This window comes from Rhodococcus sp. NPDC058532, assembly GCF_042719255.1.
In the GTDB taxonomy this organism is placed as follows: Bacteria; Actinomycetota; Actinomycetes; order Mycobacteriales; family Mycobacteriaceae; genus Rhodococcus_G.
Window position 1 is genome coordinate 180,219 of sequence record NZ_JBHXNU010000007.1, and the last position, 15,234, is coordinate 195,452.

General features: G+C 69.5%; 14 protein-coding genes. 9 read left to right on the forward strand and 5 right to left on the reverse strand.

The window, feature by feature from the left end:
- Positions 1–15: 15 nt before the first annotated feature.
- Both ACFWQG_RS11260 and ACFWQG_RS11265 read right to left on the reverse strand, forming a co-directional pair.
- Positions 16–489, reverse strand: a complete 474-nt coding sequence (locus ACFWQG_RS11260) for a hypothetical protein (protein WP_378507687.1) — start codon at positions 487–489, stop codon at positions 16–18.
- Positions 490–633: 144 nt separating this feature from the next.
- On the reverse strand, positions 634–1,023 hold the full coding sequence (locus ACFWQG_RS11265; protein WP_378507688.1) for an SHOCT domain-containing protein: 390 nt from the start codon (positions 1,021–1,023) through the stop codon (positions 634–636).
- A gap of 146 nt (positions 1,024–1,169) precedes the next feature.
- Between ACFWQG_RS11265 and ACFWQG_RS11270 the strand changes: the two genes are divergently transcribed.
- Together ACFWQG_RS11270 and ACFWQG_RS11275 are read left to right on the forward strand one after the other, a co-directional pair.
- Positions 1,170–1,595: a DUF6325 family protein gene (locus ACFWQG_RS11270; RefSeq protein WP_378507689.1), complete on the forward strand. Its 426-nt coding sequence runs from the start codon at positions 1,170–1,172 to the stop codon at positions 1,593–1,595.
- Positions 1,596–1,609: 14 nt separating this feature from the next.
- On the forward strand, positions 1,610–1,966 hold the full coding sequence (locus tag ACFWQG_RS11275) for an SHOCT domain-containing protein (RefSeq protein WP_378507690.1): 357 nt from the start codon (positions 1,610–1,612) through the stop codon (positions 1,964–1,966).
- An 80-nt stretch (positions 1,967–2,046) separates the two neighbouring features.
- On the opposite strand, the gene leuA is transcribed toward ACFWQG_RS11275, so the two are convergent.
- Positions 2,047–3,855 carry a 2-isopropylmalate synthase gene (leuA, locus tag ACFWQG_RS11280; RefSeq protein ID WP_378507691.1) on the reverse strand — a complete coding sequence of 603 codons (1,809 nt, stop codon included), beginning with the start codon at positions 3,853–3,855 and terminating at the stop codon, positions 2,047–2,049.
- Between the two features lie 325 nt (positions 3,856–4,180).
- Between leuA and ACFWQG_RS11285 the strand changes: the two genes are divergently transcribed.
- Positions 4,181–4,798: a pentapeptide repeat-containing protein gene (locus ACFWQG_RS11285; protein WP_378507692.1), complete on the forward strand. Its 618-nt coding sequence runs from the start codon at positions 4,181–4,183 to the stop codon at positions 4,796–4,798.
- Positions 4,799–4,864: 66 nt separating this feature from the next.
- On the opposite strand, the gene ACFWQG_RS11290 is transcribed toward ACFWQG_RS11285, so the two are convergent.
- Both ACFWQG_RS11290 and ACFWQG_RS11295 read right to left on the reverse strand, forming a co-directional pair.
- On the reverse strand, positions 4,865–5,089 hold the full coding sequence (locus tag ACFWQG_RS11290; RefSeq protein ID WP_378507693.1) for a hypothetical protein: 225 nt from the start codon (positions 5,087–5,089) through the stop codon (positions 4,865–4,867).
- Between the two features lie 106 nt (positions 5,090–5,195).
- Positions 5,196–7,817 (reverse strand): LuxR C-terminal-related transcriptional regulator, encoded by a 2,622-nt coding sequence (locus ACFWQG_RS11295; protein WP_378507694.1) that lies wholly within the window; start codon positions 7,815–7,817, stop codon positions 5,196–5,198.
- A gap of 428 nt (positions 7,818–8,245) precedes the next feature.
- On the opposite strand from ACFWQG_RS11295, the gene ACFWQG_RS11300 reads away from it, so the two are divergent.
- The 6 genes from ACFWQG_RS11300 (at position 8,246) to ACFWQG_RS11325 (ending at position 15,218) form a co-directional block, all read left to right on the forward strand.
- Positions 8,246–9,223 (forward strand): pirin family protein, encoded by a 978-nt coding sequence (locus tag ACFWQG_RS11300; protein WP_378507695.1) that lies wholly within the window; start codon positions 8,246–8,248, stop codon positions 9,221–9,223.
- Between the two features lie 163 nt (positions 9,224–9,386).
- Entirely contained in the window at positions 9,387–11,126 is a 1,740-nt protein-coding gene (locus ACFWQG_RS11305; protein WP_378507696.1) for a SulP family inorganic anion transporter, read from the forward strand.
- The gene (locus tag ACFWQG_RS11310; protein ID WP_378507697.1) at positions 11,123–11,536 is read left to right on the forward strand and encodes a hypothetical protein; all 414 of its coding nucleotides are present in this window, start codon (positions 11,123–11,125) and stop codon (positions 11,534–11,536) included. The genes ACFWQG_RS11305 and ACFWQG_RS11310 overlap by 4 nt, the downstream gene beginning before the upstream one ends.
- A 283-nt stretch (positions 11,537–11,819) precedes the next feature.
- Positions 11,820–13,514: a SulP family inorganic anion transporter gene (locus ACFWQG_RS11315; protein ID WP_378507698.1), complete on the forward strand. Its 1,695-nt coding sequence runs from the start codon at positions 11,820–11,822 to the stop codon at positions 13,512–13,514.
- 1 nt (position 13,515) lies between these two features.
- Complete coding sequence (locus ACFWQG_RS11320; RefSeq protein ID WP_378507699.1) at positions 13,516–14,172, forward strand: GAP family protein; 657 nt, start codon at positions 13,516–13,518, stop codon at positions 14,170–14,172.
- Between the two features lie 41 nt (positions 14,173–14,213).
- Positions 14,214–15,218 (forward strand): patatin-like phospholipase family protein, encoded by a 1,005-nt coding sequence (locus tag ACFWQG_RS11325; protein WP_378507700.1) that lies wholly within the window; start codon positions 14,214–14,216, stop codon positions 15,216–15,218.
- The last annotated feature ends 16 nt before the right edge of the window (positions 15,219–15,234 follow it).

A 15,234-nucleotide genomic window follows, 5' to 3' on the forward strand; every position in this document is an offset into this window, starting at 1 on the left:
AGTGGGAACCTGGCGTCAGTTCAGGGTGACGGACCCGGTGCAGGACGTGGTGGGCATGCCCCACAGCGCGTGCTTGTTGTAGGCGCTCATCGTCAGGTCGTACTTTCCGGGGCCGGCGTCGAGGAAGAATTTCGCGGAATCGCCGCCCGGGGTGCCGACGGTCGCGGTGTCGGTGAGGGTTCCGGTCTTCCCGTTGTCGACGTTGCGCCAGTCCAGTCGGACGTCGGACTGGTACCCGCCCGCGAAGAACCACAGGCTCGCGACGTCGTGCAGCCGCAGGGTGCCCTTCCCCGGCCCCTCGTTGGGGAGGCTCTGGGTGAGGAACAGGCGGGCCGGTGCGTACGGCTGGTCGACGATGTACGGGCTGAGGCCGAGGCAGCGGGTCATCGGCACCTCGGTTTCCGCGGATGCCGTTCCGGCTCCGGCGACGGCGAGGCCGGCGGCGGCGAGAGTGGCGGCGGCGATGCCGGTGACGCGACGCAGGGACATGAGGAATCCTCTCCTAGACGGGTCGTACTCTTCGGTCTTGTTTTGTGTCGCCCGTGGCCGCCGATGTGTTAGCAAGGGGTGGACAGACGACCGCGCCGGCCCGGGGGGAGCCCGGACCGGCGCGGTGGTGTCGACGGACGACGATCAGCCGAGGGCCTTCGCCTTCAGCGTCGCGAACTCCGCGTCGGTGATGGTGCCCGCGTCGTGCAGCGCCTTGGCGTCCGCGATCTGCTCGGCGGGTGACTTGCCAGCCACGTCCCGGATGTAGGCGTCCTGCTCGGACTTCATCTGCTGCGCCGCGGCAAGCGACCGCTTCGTCATCCCGTCACCGCGGGCGATCAGGTAGATCAGGGCGGTGATGAATGGCAGGAAGATCAGGAAGAACACCCACACCGCCTTCCACCAGCCGGACAGCTTGTGGTCGCGGAACAGGTCCCCGATGATCGAGAACAGCAGCATCAGGTACGCCACGAAGGCGAACGTGATGAGGATCAGCCACAGAAAATCCCAGAACGAGTCGACGGCAGAGTTCATCGGACTCCTCCATTCACATGAGTGTTTCGAGTGTTGCTACGAGAATCCGTGATCGGGGGGAATCCTGCCTCACCCGTGGCAGGTGAGATCGGTATTCATCCGCGGAGGGTGAGGCGTGTCGCCGGTCACCCCTGGAGGCTGAGCGCATGGACGAGACGCTGAACATCGGTCCGGTGGAACTGGTCGTGTTGGCATTTCCCGGATCCCAGGTGGACGCCGCGACCATCGCCGCGCTCCAGGACGTCGTCGAACGGGGGTACGTGACACTGCTCGACCTCGTCTACCTGCACAAGGACGAGGCGGGCAAGGTGACGCAGGTCGACGTCGACGAGGACCTCGGCGACGTGGGGCTCCAGGTCCTGTCGATCGAGGCGAAGGCCCTGATCAGCGACGAGGACCTCGATATCGTGCGGGACTCGCTGGATCCGGGCAGCTCCGCCGCGATCATCGTCTACGAGGAGTCGTGGGCGCGGCAGATCGCGTCGAGCGCGCGGGCGGCGGGCGGCGAGGTCGCATTGCACGTGCAGATCCCGCGCGACGTCATCGTCGCCGCGGTTGAGGCAGCACTCTAGGAGAGGGAGAGATCATGGTGTTCAGGGCTGGACGTGTCGGACGTCCCGGACTGCTCGGCACCGTCGCGCGGACGGCGGTGGTCGCGGGCACCGCGCGGGCCACCACCAACGCGATGGATCGCCGGGCGCAGCGCAAGTACTCCGAGCAGCAGGCGTACGCGCAGCAGCAACAGCAGGAGCAGGCCTACCAGCAGCAGCAGTACGCCCAGCAGGCCGCGGCCGAGCAGGCCTACCAGCAGCCCCCGGCCCCGGCCGCGGCGCCGGCGGAGGACGACATCATCGCCAAGCTCGAGCAGCTCGGCAAGCTGCACGCTTCGGGCGTGCTCACCGACGACGAGTTCGCCGCGGCGAAGGCGAAGCTGCTCGGCTGACACCACCGAAAACGGGTGAAGGGCACTGGTCACCGGCCCGGCCGGTCGCCAGTGCCCTTCACCCGTTGGGGTGGGGAGCCTCAGTGGGCGCGGTTGACGGCGGAGACGAGCGCGCGCAGCGATGCGGTGGTGATCGAGGTGGCGATGCCGACACCCCACACGACCTTCGTCGACCCGTCGGGCAGCGTCACCGCGGCCTCGACGTAGGCGGCGGCCTGCGCGTCGTCGCCCGCGGACATCGCGTGCTCGCTGTAGTCGAGCACCCGCACGTCGAAGCCGATGGTGCCGAGCGCGTCCACGAAGGCGGCCAGCGGGCCGTTGCCGGAGCCGGCGATCTCCTGCTCCTTGCCGTCCACCTTCACCACAACGGAGATGGCGTCGACGCCGCCGTCCACCTCGGACGCCGTCACCTTCTGCCGCATCCGCTCCAGCGGGTTGATCGGGGCCAGGTACTCCTCGTTGAAGACGTCCCACATCTCCTTCGGGGACACCTCACCGCCCTCACCGTCGGTGATGCGCTGCACGGACTGGGAGAACTCGATCTGCAGCCGCCGCGGCAGTACCAGGCCGTGGTCGGCCTTCATGATGTAGGCGACGCCGCCCTTGCCGGACTGCGAGTTCACCCGGATCACGGCCTCATAGGTGCGGCCGACGTCCTTCGGGTCGATCGGCAGGTACGGCACCGCCCAGACAATGTCGTCGACGTCGGCGTCCTGCGCGTCCGCCGAGAACTTCATGTCGTCGAGACCCTTGTTGATCGCGTCCTGGTGGCTGCCGGAGAACGCGGTGTACACCAGGTCGCCGCCGTACGGGTGCCGCTCGGCGACGGGCAGCTGGTTGCAGTACTCGACGGTGCGGCGGATCTCGTCGATGTTGGAGAAGTCGATCTGCGGGTCGACGCCGCGGGTGAACATGTTCAGGCCCAGCGTCACCAGGCAGACGTTGCCGGTGCGTTCACCGTTGCCGAACAGGCAGCCCTCGATCCGGTCCGCGCCAGCCTGGTAGCCCAGCTCGGCCGCCGCGACCCCGGTGCCGCGGTCGTTGTGCGGATGCAGCGACAGGATCACCGAGTCGCGGCGCGCCAGGTTGCGGTGCATCCACTCGATCGAGTCGGCGTACACGTTCGGGGTCGCCATCTCGACGGTGGCGGGCAGGTTCAGGATCACCGGATTCTGCGGGGTCGCGCCGAGCACCTCGGTGACCGCGTCACACACCTCCTTGGCGTACGACAGTTCGGTTCCGGTGTAGGACTCGGGGGAGTACTCCCAGCGCCAGTGGGTGTCGGGGTACTTCTTGGCCTCCTCGAGCACCAGCGCGGCCGCGTCGGTGGCGATCTTCTTGATCGCGTCCTTGTCGGCGCGGAACACGACCCGGCGCTGCAGGATCGAGGTGGAGTTGTAGAAGTGCACGATCACGTTCTTCGCGCCCTGGCAGGCCTCGAAGGTGCGGGTGATCAGTTCCGGCCGCGACTGGGTCAGCACCTGGATGGTGACGTCGTCGGGGATGGCGTTGTCCTCGATGATCTCGCGGACGAAGTCGAAGTCGGTCTGGCTCGCGGACGGGAAGCCGACCTCGATCTCCTTGTAGCCCATCCGGACCAGCAGGTCGAACATGCGGCGCTTGCGGGCCGGGCTCATCGGGTCGATCAGCGCCTGGTTGCCGTCCCGCAGGTCGACGGCGCACCACTGCGGCGCCCGGTCGATGACCCGGTCGGGCCAGGTGCGGTCGGCGAGGGTGACCTCCTCGACCTCCTCCGCGAACGGCCGGTACCGGTAGGTCGGCATCGAGGAGTTCTTCTGGGTGTTCCACGCGGGCTGATCGGCGGGCGCGGGCTTGGACGGCGGCGTGATGGTGCGCGAACCGGAAGTAAAGGCGTCGGCGGGTGACATTGACGAATCTCCGAAATGAGGGGACGGGTAGTCCAAAAGGTGAATCGACCGGCGCGACTGAACCCCGCGACGGGAGCCGGTCTGGATCAGACCCCGTCGCGGCAGTTAAGGAGGAGCGCCCGCTGCATGAACGGCAGTCTACCCGCACGCCGGTTCGGTGCGCCGGGTGACCGGCAGCGTGTCGACCCGCCCCGGCGGCAGCTCGCGCCGTTGCTGGACGCTTGTTTTACGAATCCTCCACGCGGCCGTGACCGTTTCGTTAGTGTGTCCCGGTCAGGGCGGATTCGGCCCCCTGTCAGGGATTTCTCTTGGAAGCGAGAGCGTCATGGCGGTACTGAACAGAGGACGACACCGGATCGCTGCCCGCCTCGGCGCGGTGGCCGCGGGAGCGGGTCTGATCGCGGCCGGACTGGCCGTGGCGGCGCCGGTGGCCTCCGCGGACACCATCGTCGGCGGGTGCACGATCGTGTCGACCCCGACGGCGGCCAAGTTCACCAATTGCCCCGGCGCGACCCTGCAGGGTGCCGACCTCGAGGGCGTCGACCTGTCCTACGCGAACCTGTCCGGCGCGAACCTGCTCGGCGCGAATCTCGAGGGCGCGAAGCTCGAGAACGCGAACCTGTCCCAGGCGAACCTCTACCTCGCCCACGCCTCCGGCGCGAACCTGGAGGGCGCGAATCTCGAGCAGGCCACCCTGGTCAGCGCGGATCTCACCGACGCGACGCTGGTGAACGCCAAGCTGACCGGCGCCAAGTTCCACGAGGCCAAGATCCTCGGCGCGAACTTCGCTGGCGCGACCGGCGCCGACCTGGCCGGTGCGATCACCACCGGGGGCGGCAGCGCCGGCGGTTCGCTCGATCTGGGCGGCGGACCGCTGATCGACCTCGGGAACCTCACCGATCTCAGCTTCACCGGGTCGACCAACCACTCGCAGGTCGGCTGACCGCCAGACACCGACGAACGGACCTCCGCGACCGCGGGGGTCCGTTCCGCATTTCCGGTGGCGATATCAGTCGGGGAGCTGCCGCATCTCGACGACCGTCAGGCCGAGCGTGTCGAAGCGCGCGAGCATCGCGCGCAGCGCCCCGTCGTCCTCGATCGGGCCATAGAGCCGGGTGTAGTCCCCGGTGCCGTGCGAGCGCGCCAGTTCCGGGAACGCGGCAAGCGCGCGTTCGGACAGCTCGCCCCGCAGCAGGAATTCGTAGCGGGTCCGCCTGTGCCGGGGCTGTGTCACGGTCGCGGCCTCCTAGGGGCGGAGCGGGGGAGTGGGTGAATCCTCTTCTCCCACTGTCCCCAGTGGCCGCGCGCTGCGCCTCACCCGCGGGTGATGAGATGCCGGGTCACAGCAGCCCGAGCCCGCGTGCCGTGGTGATCGCGTCCCGTCGGGAACCGACCTCCAGCTTGCGGTAGATGCCGCGCAGGTGCGTCTTGACCGTGTTCACCGAGACGAACAGGTCGGCCGCGATCTGTTCCGCGGTCCGCCACGAGGGCAGTTCCAGGAGCAGTTCCATCTCCCGCGCGGTGAGCGGGTTCGGGGCGGCGGCCTCCGCCGGTATCCGGGACAGGATGTGGCCGACGAAGTCCTCATGGCTGCCGAAACGGCCACGGTGACGGCCGAGCAGGTCGCGGATCCCGGGGCCCGCCTCGGCGAACGGAAGCACCAACGACTCCGGCTCGGCGAGGATCACGGCCTCAAGCAGCGCGTCCCGAACCGCGATCGACTGGTTCTTGCCGTCCGCGATCGCGGCCTCGGCGAGCCAGGCGCGGATCATCGTGGTCACCGCGGTGCAGGGGGTCGCGCCGGTGAGGACGGGGGCGAGCTGGGAGCGGGCGGAGTCCGGACGTCGGCGGTGCAGATCGTGCAGGGCGGCGATCACCGCGGCGTCGCCGGCGGACGGCCACCGGCCCGCGGTGAGCTGACCGACCACGTCGGGGAGCCCGTTCGACTGACCGGAGTCCAGCAGCGCGCGATGCACGGCCGGGGCCATCAGTGCGGTCACGCCGGGGGGCAGCGGGCGGCGGTGCGCGAGCAGGAACTGGTCGCGTGCGTCGGTGCCCCGGGTCGGGTGGCCGTCGGTTCCGCCGGGGGCGAGGACCGCGGCCAGGCAGGACACCGCCGACGCCACCGTCGGGTTCGGGGCACCGGTCAGCTCGGGAACGCAGCGGGCGGCCAGGTCGGCGGGATCGGCGTCCAGGCGCAGCGTTCGGCCCCACACCGCGAGCAGGTCGAGCAGCCGGAAGTCGACGCTGTCGGTGAGGCCGTGGGTGCGGGCGAGCGCGGCGCCGTCACGGTGCAGTCGGACGATCTCGGAGGGGCGGCACCGGCACGCCGCGACCGCGGCCAGGGCCATCGTCGCCTCGAGTTCGAGGGCGGGTGCGCGGGACGAACGCGCGGTGTCGAGCCCGTCGTGCAGGTGCTGCTCGGCGTCGTCGAGACGGCCGAGGCACAGTTCGGCGCTGCCCTCCGCGATGGTGGCGTAGGCGTCGACGTCGGGTTCACCGCACGGGGTGCCCGCTTCCCGTTGCAGGGTGTCCAGCGTCCGCTCGATCCCACCCCTGCGCAGGGCGAGTCGAAGCCGCAGCGCCCGTTCGAGACGCCTCTCGGCGCCTCGGAGTGCCGGGGTGGCCGCGCGGGCGGCGAGCGTCGACGCCGCGGCGGCCTCGTTGCCCCGGTCGAGTTCGGCGGCGGCCCTGACCAGTTGGGCGATCGGGGCCGACCGTACCCGGCGGGTGGCCCGATCGAGCACCCCGGTCACGGTGTCAGCGTGACCCCGGAGCACCGCACCGAACCCGAGCCCCGACAGCAACCTCAGCAGGGCCTCGTCGTCGCCCGCATGCAGGGCATGCTCCAGCGACCGGGCATCCGCGCCGGACGCGGCAAACCATTGGGACGCAACGCGTTCGAGGTCGGCGACGGCGCGGCGGCCGCGCCGGGACGCCTCCGCCCGCAGGTACTCCCGGAGCAGCGGGTGGTAGCGGTACCAGCCGGGGGCACCCGCGACCGGTTCGACGAGCAGGTTCTCCCGCCCAAGCATGTCGATCACCCGGTGGGCGTTCGGGTTTCGGGACAGTGATTCGGCGAGTTCGGCGTTGAATGCGTCCGGAATCGAGGTTTCGACGAGGAAGTCGCGGGTGTCGGGATCGAGTCGGTCCAGCACCTCGTCGACGAGATAGTCGGCCACGACGCGGTTGTCGCCGCTGAAGTCGGCGATCATCGTCGTGTGGTCATCGTGGTGGGCGAGCGAGATCGCGGCAAGACGCAGGGCGGCGGCCCAGCCGTGGGTGCGGTCCTGGACGACAGCGAGATCCTCCGGGGCCAGTCGCACGTCGTGCTCGGCGAGCAGTGCCGCCGCCTCGTCGTCGGTGAACGCGAGATCGTGGGGCCCGATGTCGAGGACCCGCCCGTCGAGCCGCAGGCGGTGCAGGGCAACCGGGGGTTCGAACCGTCCGGACAGCACCGTGCGCAGGGTCGGTGGCGCCCAGCGCAGGAACGACGCGAGGTCCTCGAGGGTGTCCGGGTCGTGCAGCAGGTGCACATCGTCGAGAACCATCACGATCGGCACGCCCAGTTCGCCGAGGACGGCGGCTGCCGCGGCGGAGAAGCCGGGGTCGTCGGGACCAGGGAGGGCAGGTAGCGCGGCGGTGATCTCGGCGTCGCCGATGGCGTGCAGTGCGGCCAGCGCGGCGGAGCCGAACGCGGCGCGACCGTTGTCGCAGGCCTCGACGGTGAGCCACGCGAGTCGGGGCGGGTTCGTCCGGTGTGAGACCGCGTCGGCCCAGTTCGCGAGCAGGGTCGACTTGCCTGATCCGACGGGCCCGCTGACCATCGCGACGGTGACCGGCGCCGAGTCCGGGGTGGTCATCGCGTGGCTGAGCGACTCGATCAGCCGCGGCCTGCGCTGCGGCGGTCGCGCGTGCAGCGGCGGTCGGGTGCGGTGGTGGTTCCACGGTGCGTCGGTCATCCCTTTGGTCTCCCCTCCAGGTCCTCGCGGGGCGACCGCGGTGCGCACGCAGGTGGGCACCGCGATATCGACCTTCGTCGCTGTCGCCTCACGAAGACTAGGTCGGATGGTCCGGTTCCGCGCGGCGGAACGACGCGCGACACCACCGGCTGTTGCCGAAATGAGATTCGAATTGCAGCGGATCGTTATTATCGATGGGTAGTGGGATCAGTGAACTCGTGGTGAACGAAGGGTTCGCTCGGGTGCGTCGAAAGCGTCGGTGATCCACTGGTATTCGGCGTTCGCTGCGGCCAACTCCGCAGGTCTGGGCGGGCGCGCAACCAGTCGGCGAACCCGCTGTCGGGCGCGCTTGCCGGGGCGTTTGATGTCGGTGTGGCGCGCGCGCCGCTACGCTCGGCTCAGCGCCGTCGATCGAGAGGACCGGTCCCATGAGCAATCTCGAGGCCCGCCCGGACGAGGTCGTCTGCGCGAGTCGTGACGGCACCGCGCCGCGGCTGCTCGACTACCGGGAGGTGCCGCTCGGCGGCGCGCGTGCGATGACCGTGCGCCGATCGCTGCCGCAGCGCGGCCAGACCCTGATCGGGGCGTGGTGCTTCCTGGACCACTACGGCCCCGACGATGTCCGCCGCAGTGGCGGCATGCGGGTCGCCGGGCATCCGCACACCGGGTTGCAGACGGTGTCCTGGGTATTCAGCGGCGAGATTGAGCATCGGGACACCACCGGCGCGCACGCGATCGTCCGGCCAAGGGAGGTCAACCTGATGACCGCGGGATCCGGGATCGCGCACTCCGAGTACTCCACCCCCGACACGGCCATCCTGCATGGCGTCCAGTTGTGGGTCGCGCTGCCGGACGAACATCGTTTCACCGCACCAGCTTTCGAGCACTACGCGCCGCCGGTGCTCGACGTCGAGGGCGCGCAGGCGGTGGTGTTCCTCGGCAGCCTGTTCGGGACCGCGTCGCCGGTGCGGACCTTCACGCCGCTGCTGGGCGCCGAGTTGACGCTCCGGCCCGGGCAGACACTGCGGGTGCCGCTCGACGGATCGTTCGAGCACGGCGTCCTGGTCGACAGCGGGTCGGTCGAGGTGGCGGGCGTCGCCGCGACCATCGGGCAGTTGGTGCACCTGCCCGCGGGCGCCTCGGAGGTGGACCTCGTTGCCGCCGGTGACGGTCCGGTGCGGCTGCTGCTGCTCGGCGGCGAACCGCTCGGCGAGCAGATCGTGATGTGGTGGAACTTCGTCGGCCGCAGCCACGACGAGGTCGCCGGGTTCCGGGCGGACTGGCAGAGCGAACGCGACAACCGGCCCGCGGCGGCGGATGGCCGGTTCGGCCCGTTCCCCGGTGAGTGGGGCGAGACGATCCCGGCGCCGATGCTGCCGAACGCCCGGCTCCGGCCGCGCGACTGAGCGGCTCGCATTGAATGGGGGTTCATGGTCGAGTCCGCGGCGGCGGATGACACATGAACCCCCATTCAACGCATCGCCTCATCCTTCGGAGGTGAAGCGACGGCCAGGAGTTCCGGCCACTATCGGACGCGCCGCAAGTTTCGGGACTGCTGAGGTGATGTCGATGGATCGTGGTGCCGCGAAGACTGCCGCCCACCGGGGGTGGTGGCTGTTCGCCTCGTTGGACGGCTACAACCGGAAGTGGCTGCGACCGGACATCGCTGCCGGCCTGACGGTCTGGGCGGTGCTGATCCCGGAGAGCCTCGCCTACGCCACGATTGCTGGTGTCACCCCGGTCGTCGGCCTGTACGCGGCGATTCCAGCGCTGATCCTGTATGCGGCACTGGGCAGCTCCCGGCACCTCGTGGTCGGACCGATGTCGGCGACTGCCGCGTTGTCCGCCGCGATCATCGCCCCGGTCGCCGGTGGCGACGGCGGGCACTACCTGGCGCTGTCGGCGGTGTTGGCGATCTTGACCGGGATCGCCGGTCTGCTGGCCGGACTGTGCCGTCTCGGGTTCGCGGCGTCGTACATCTCCGAGCCGGTGCTGAAGGGCTTCATCGTCGGTTTGGCGTTAACCATCATCGTCGGCCAGGTGCCCAAGCTGTTCGGTATCGACAAGGCCGACGGCGACTTCTTCGAACAGTCGTGGGGTGTGCTGACCCACCTCGGCGACACCCAGTGGCCGACGCTCGCGGTCGGTGTCGTCAGCCTGGTGCTGGTGCTGGTGCTCAAGCGGTGGCTTCCCCTCGTGCCCGGCTCGCTGGTGGTGGTATTGCTCAGCATCCTGGCCGTCGCAGTGTTCTCGCTCGACGAGCACGGCGTCGACATCGTCGGTCACATCGAGTCCGGGCTGCCATCGCTCGGACTGCCGGAGGGAGCCGCGTGGCATGACTACTACGACCTCGCGGGCCCCGCATTCGGTGTGCTGCTGATCGGTTTCGCGGAGGGCCTCGGCGCCGCGAAGACGTACGCGGCGAGGGCCGGATACGAGATCGACGCGAACCGTGAACTGCTCGGTCTCGGCGCCGCGAACCTCGGCTCCGGGCTCAGCTCGGGCATGGTCGTCAATGGCAGCCTGTCCAAGACCGCGGTTAACGGCGCTGCCGGGGCAAAAACTCAGGTCAGCGGGCTGGTGGTGGCGGTGCTCACCGTGCTCACCCTGCTCTTTCTGACCGGACTGTTCGAGCAGCTGCCCGAGGCCACGTTGGCCGCGGTCGTCATCGCCGCGGTGATCGAACTGGTCGACATCGCGGCGCTGCGGCGCCTGTATCGGGTGTGGTCCCGCCAGCTCGGCACCATCTACGGGCTCGCCGCGCGGGCCGACTTCCTCGGCGCGCTCGCCGCACTGCTCGGTGTGCTGCTGTTCGACACGCTGCCCGGACTGGTCATCGGGATCGCGGTGTCGATGTTGCTGCTGCTGTACCGCAACTCGCGCCCGCACGTTGCCGACCTCGGGCAGGAGGGCTCGGTGTGGGTGGACGTCGAGCGTCACCCCAACGCAACGAGCCCCGCGGGCGCCGTCGTCGTGCGGGTCGAGGGCGGCCTGTTCTTCGCGAATGCCGACTTCGTGAAGGACACCGTCTCGCGGCGCTGCACCGAGGCAACGCGGGTCGTGGTGATCGACGCGGAAACCTCGCCATACATCGACGTCAGCGCCGCAGAGATGCTGGTGCAGCTACAGGCCGCACTGCGGCGTGACGGGATCGAACTGCGCATCGCACACGACATCGGGCAGGTTCGGGACGTCCTCGCCGACGTCACGCGTGCGGGTGAACGGCTCGCGGTGTTCGGCACGGTGGACGAGGCGCTGTCCGCCCCCTCGGGGAACGTGCCGCCCGGAGGCTGGAGGGAGAACCGATGACCACTACCCGCGCGACCGTGGAACGTCCGGACCACCAGGGATTCGCGGCGGGCACCTCGCTCGGAGCAGCGGTACTCCTACTGACCGTGGGCGTCCTGTCGATGTGCCAGGGAATTTCGGCGATTGCTGGCGACCGGCACCTCGTAGTCGGGGTCGACTACACCTATGCGCTCGACGTCGTGGCCTGGGGCTGGATTCACCTGACATTGGGAGTGGTCCAGGTGATCTCGGCATTGGGACTGATGAAGGGCAGCATGTGGGGGCGGGTCGCGGCGGTCACCTTCGTTGCGGTGTCGTTGTTCACGAACTTCCTCTGGCTGCCCTACTACCCGGCCTGGGCCTTCGTGATTATCGCCCTCGACGTCGTGGTCATCTGGGCAGTCACGATATGGAATCCCGACGGGCGGTGAGCCAATGGACGGTGAGATGAGATCGACACAATGGTCGTCGGCGCGCAACGGCGCGATCCGGGACGCCATACACGCGTTCGTGGTCTCATGCGAGAAGCATGTCAACGATGGAATGCCGGGAGCCGCAGCCGATTCGGAGGACGGGCCACCGTGCCCATGATCGAGTTGCTGTCGGAGCCGAGACGGTGAGCGCGCGTGCCGATCGGGCAACCGGATGCGCGAGCGGAGGCTGAAGTCCATGAGGTCGACTCGTCGAGCCGTTCGCGGGTGGATCCGCGATCGGATGCCGGAACGCAGACATCTCAAGAATGACCTGATCGCCGGGCTGCCCGGCGCGATCGCCAGCGTTCCGGACGGGATGGCGTCCGGGGTGCTGGCTGGCGTCAGCCCGGTGCACGGCCTGTACGCCAGCTTCGCCGGGCCGCTGTTCGGCGGGATGCAGACCAGCACCAAGCTGATGGTGGTCACCACGACCGGCGCCTCCGCGCTTGCTGCCGGTTCGGCGATCGCCGATGTGCCCGAGTCGGATCGCGCCGACGCCCTGGTCCTGCTCACCCTGATCGCTGGCGCGGTGATGGTCGCCGCCGCGTTGCTTCGGCTCGGCCGGTACACCCGGTTCGTATCGCATTCGGTGATGACCGGGTTCCTCACCGGCATCGCCGTCAACATCGTGCTCGGCCAGCTGTCGGATCTGACCGGGGCGTCGGTGTCCGGATCCGTCGCGCTCGCCAAGGCTGCCGACCTGATCACCAACCCGACGCGGATCGACTGGCCGTCCCTGGCTACCGGTGTGCTCGCGCTGCTGCTGCTGGTCGTGCTCGCCAGGACCCGCGTCGCGCTGTTCGGTTCACTTGTTGCCCTTGTGATCCCGTGTGTGCTGGTGGTCGTGCTCGGGTGGGACGGCGTCGCGCGGGTCGCTGACGGCGGCGCGATCCCCACCGGGTTCCCGATGCCGCAGATCCCAGATCTGGGCCTGCTGTCGGCGTCACTGGTCGGCGGCGGGTTCGCGGTCGCGGCCATCATTCTGGTGCAGGGCGCCGGTGTCGCGGAGGCCGCCCCGAACCGCGACGGCTCCCGGTCGCTGCCCGACCAGGACTTCTCCGCGCAGGGCGTCGGGAACCTCGCGTCCAGCCTGTTCGGGGGGATGCCGGTCGGCGGGTCGGTCGGGCAGACCGCGGTCAACGACGCCGCCGGGGCGAAGGGGCGGTGGGGGGCGGTGTTCTCCGGGATCTGGATGCTGGTGATTCTGGTGCTCTTTTCCGGCCTGGTCGGGAAGGTCCCGATGCCGACGCTGGCCGCGGTGCTGATTGTCGCGGGAATCGGCTCGATCCGGCCCGCCCAGATCCGGTCGATCATCTCGAGCGGCCCGACGTCGATCATCGCGCTCGTCACCACCTTCGTTGCGACGCTGCTGCTTCCGGTGACCGCGGCGGTCGGGATCGGCGTCGCGCTGTCGCTGTTGCTGCAGCTCAACCAGGAAGCCGTGGACCTGCGGGTGGTGCGACTCGAACTGGATGCGGACGGGCGGTTGGCGGAGGCGCCGGTGCCGACGGAGTTGGGGGACCGTGAGGTGATGATCCTCGACGTGTACGGCAGCCTCTTCTACGCGGGTGCGCGGACGCTCCAGGTGCAGCTGCCCGACCCGGGCGCCGCGGATTCGCCGGAGGTGATTCTGCGGTTGCGGGGTCGAACGACATTGGGCGCCACCTTTTTCAAGGTGATCGCCGAGTACGCGGGTCGCCTCGACGCGGTCGGTGGCAGGTTGTACCTGAGCGGTCTGGCGCCCGAGGTGCTCGAGATGTGGGACGCCGAACGCCTGGACAGTCAGGGTATCGCGCTGGAGGTGTTCAGCGCGACACCGGTTCTCGGTGAATCCACCATGCGCGCGCTCGCGGACGCCGAGAGTCGCCTGGTCCGCCGCGCCCGCCGGTCCGATGCCGACGGGCCGGGGGGCCCGTCCGGTTCTCAGGAGGAGTGAGATGGGTGACCTGATCGCACTGTTGGTGCCGGAGATGATCGGGCTTATCATCACCCCCGCCGCGATCGCGGGGTGCATCCTGCTACTGCAGTCGGACAACGCGATCCGCAATGCGCTGAGCTTCGCGGCCGCCTTCCTGTTCGTGTACACGGCGATCGGGGGCGCCGCCCTCCTCGGCGGCGCGGGTGATCCGTCGGCCACCTCGCGGACGGTGTCACACTGGATCGGCCTTGTCATCGGTCTGCTGTTCCTCGCCGTCGGGCTGGTGCAACTGTCGCAGCGGAAGAAGCTGGGTGCGGAGAAGCCGAAGTGGATGGTCGAACTCGAATCGGCGACACCGCGGCGGTCCTTCCTGCTCGGTCTGGTGCTGGCCAACCTCAACCCGAACCTGTTCATCATGCTGTCGGGCATGAGCATCATCGCCAGCTACGGCTCCACCTGGCCGCAGGCATTGATCGGCACCGCGCTGCTGCTCCTGGCCGCAATGCTCGACTTCCTGATCCCGGTCGGCGCGTACCTGCTGCTCGGTGACCGGGCCAGGCGGGTCCTCGACGCGGCGAAGGGCTGGATGGTCGGCCGCAACAAGGAACTCGGGGTTGCGGTGTTCCTCGGATTCGGCCTGCTCTTCACGATCCGGGGCCTGACCGCGTTGCTGTGATCGCCGTTGCCGGTTCCCCCGGCGGCCCCTAACTTGGAGTCATGACGGCGGAGCTGCGAGCCGACCTGGTGTGCGAGGGCGGCGGGGTACGCGGCATCGGGCTGGTCGGTGCCGTGGACGCGCTCGCCGAGGCGGGGTACAGCTTCCCCCGGATCGCCGGATCCAGCGCAGGCGCGATCGTCGCGGCACTCGCGGCGGCGTTGCAGCGGGCCGGGGAGCCGCTGACCGCGCTGCGCGAGATCATCGCGGGGATCGACTACCGCAAGTTCGAGGACACCACCCTGCTGGGCAAGATCCCGCTGGTCGGCGGCGTGCTTTCGCTGGTCACCACCGACGGTGTGTACCAGGGCGACTACCTTGAGAAGTTCCTCGGTGGCATCCTCGACGATCTCGGGGTGCGCACGTTCGGTGATCTCCGCACCGGCGACGTGTCGGAGCGACACGGGTGGGCGCTGGTGGTTGCGGCGACCGATCTGTCCCGCCGCCGCCTGGTCCGGATCCCGTGGGATCTGCCCGCATACGGGGTCGAGGCCGACGAGTTCCCGGTGGCGCGGGCGGTCCGGGCGTCGTCGGCGATCCCGTTCCTGTTCGCTCCGGTGCGGGTCCGCGGCGCGACGTGGGTGGACGGCGGACTGCTTGCCAACTTCCCGATCGACCTGTTCGACCGGGAACGGGGCGCGGCCCGCTGGCCCACGTTCGGGATCCGGTTGTCGGCACCGCCGGGTGTCCCGCCGACCCACCCGGTGCGGGGGCCGCTCTCGCTCGGTCTCGCGTTGGGGATCGCCGCGGTCGGCATCCTGTTCGGGAATCAGGACGCCGCCTACGTCGACGATCCGTGCACGGTGCGGCGGACCGTGTTCGTTCCGTCCGGCAGCGTCAGTCCGATCGACTTCCGGATCGACGCCGCAAAGTCGGCCGCCCTCTACGAGAGCGGCGTGACCGCGGGCAGGGAGTTCGTCGAGGCGTGGGACTGGGCCGCGTTCCGGGCGGACTGCGTGCGGGTGGGTTCTGGCTCACGACCCGCCCGTCGGACGCACCGACCGTGAACCGGGGTGACATGCG

Coding starts and splice junctions, on each gene's coding strand:
- ACFWQG_RS11270 (WP_378507689.1), top strand. CDS start 1,170: ATGGACGAGACGCTGAACATCGGTCCGGTGGAACTGGTCGTGTTGGCA.
- ACFWQG_RS11305 (WP_378507696.1), top strand. CDS start 9,387: ATGGATCGTGGTGCCGCGAAGACTGCCGCCCACCGGGGGTGGTGGCTG.
- ACFWQG_RS11315 (WP_378507698.1), top strand. CDS start 11,820: ATGCCGGAACGCAGACATCTCAAGAATGACCTGATCGCCGGGCTGCCC.
- ACFWQG_RS11260 (WP_378507687.1), bottom strand. CDS start 489: ATGTCCCTGCGTCGCGTCACCGGCATCGCCGCCGCCACTCTCGCCGCC.
- ACFWQG_RS11275 (WP_378507690.1), top strand. CDS start 1,610: ATGGTGTTCAGGGCTGGACGTGTCGGACGTCCCGGACTGCTCGGCACC.
- ACFWQG_RS11320 (WP_378507699.1), top strand. CDS start 13,516: ATGGGTGACCTGATCGCACTGTTGGTGCCGGAGATGATCGGGCTTATC.
- ACFWQG_RS11300 (WP_378507695.1), top strand. CDS start 8,246: ATGAGCAATCTCGAGGCCCGCCCGGACGAGGTCGTCTGCGCGAGTCGT.
- leuA (WP_378507691.1), bottom strand. CDS start 3,855: ATGTCACCCGCCGACGCCTTTACTTCCGGTTCGCGCACCATCACGCCG.
- ACFWQG_RS11295 (WP_378507694.1), bottom strand. CDS start 7,817: ATGACCGACGCACCGTGGAACCACCACCGCACCCGACCGCCGCTGCAC.
- ACFWQG_RS11265 (WP_378507688.1), bottom strand. CDS start 1,023: ATGAACTCTGCCGTCGACTCGTTCTGGGATTTTCTGTGGCTGATCCTC.
- ACFWQG_RS11310 (WP_378507697.1), top strand. CDS start 11,123: ATGACCACTACCCGCGCGACCGTGGAACGTCCGGACCACCAGGGATTC.
- ACFWQG_RS11325 (WP_378507700.1), top strand. CDS start 14,214: ATGACGGCGGAGCTGCGAGCCGACCTGGTGTGCGAGGGCGGCGGGGTA.
- ACFWQG_RS11285 (WP_378507692.1), top strand. CDS start 4,181: ATGGCGGTACTGAACAGAGGACGACACCGGATCGCTGCCCGCCTCGGC.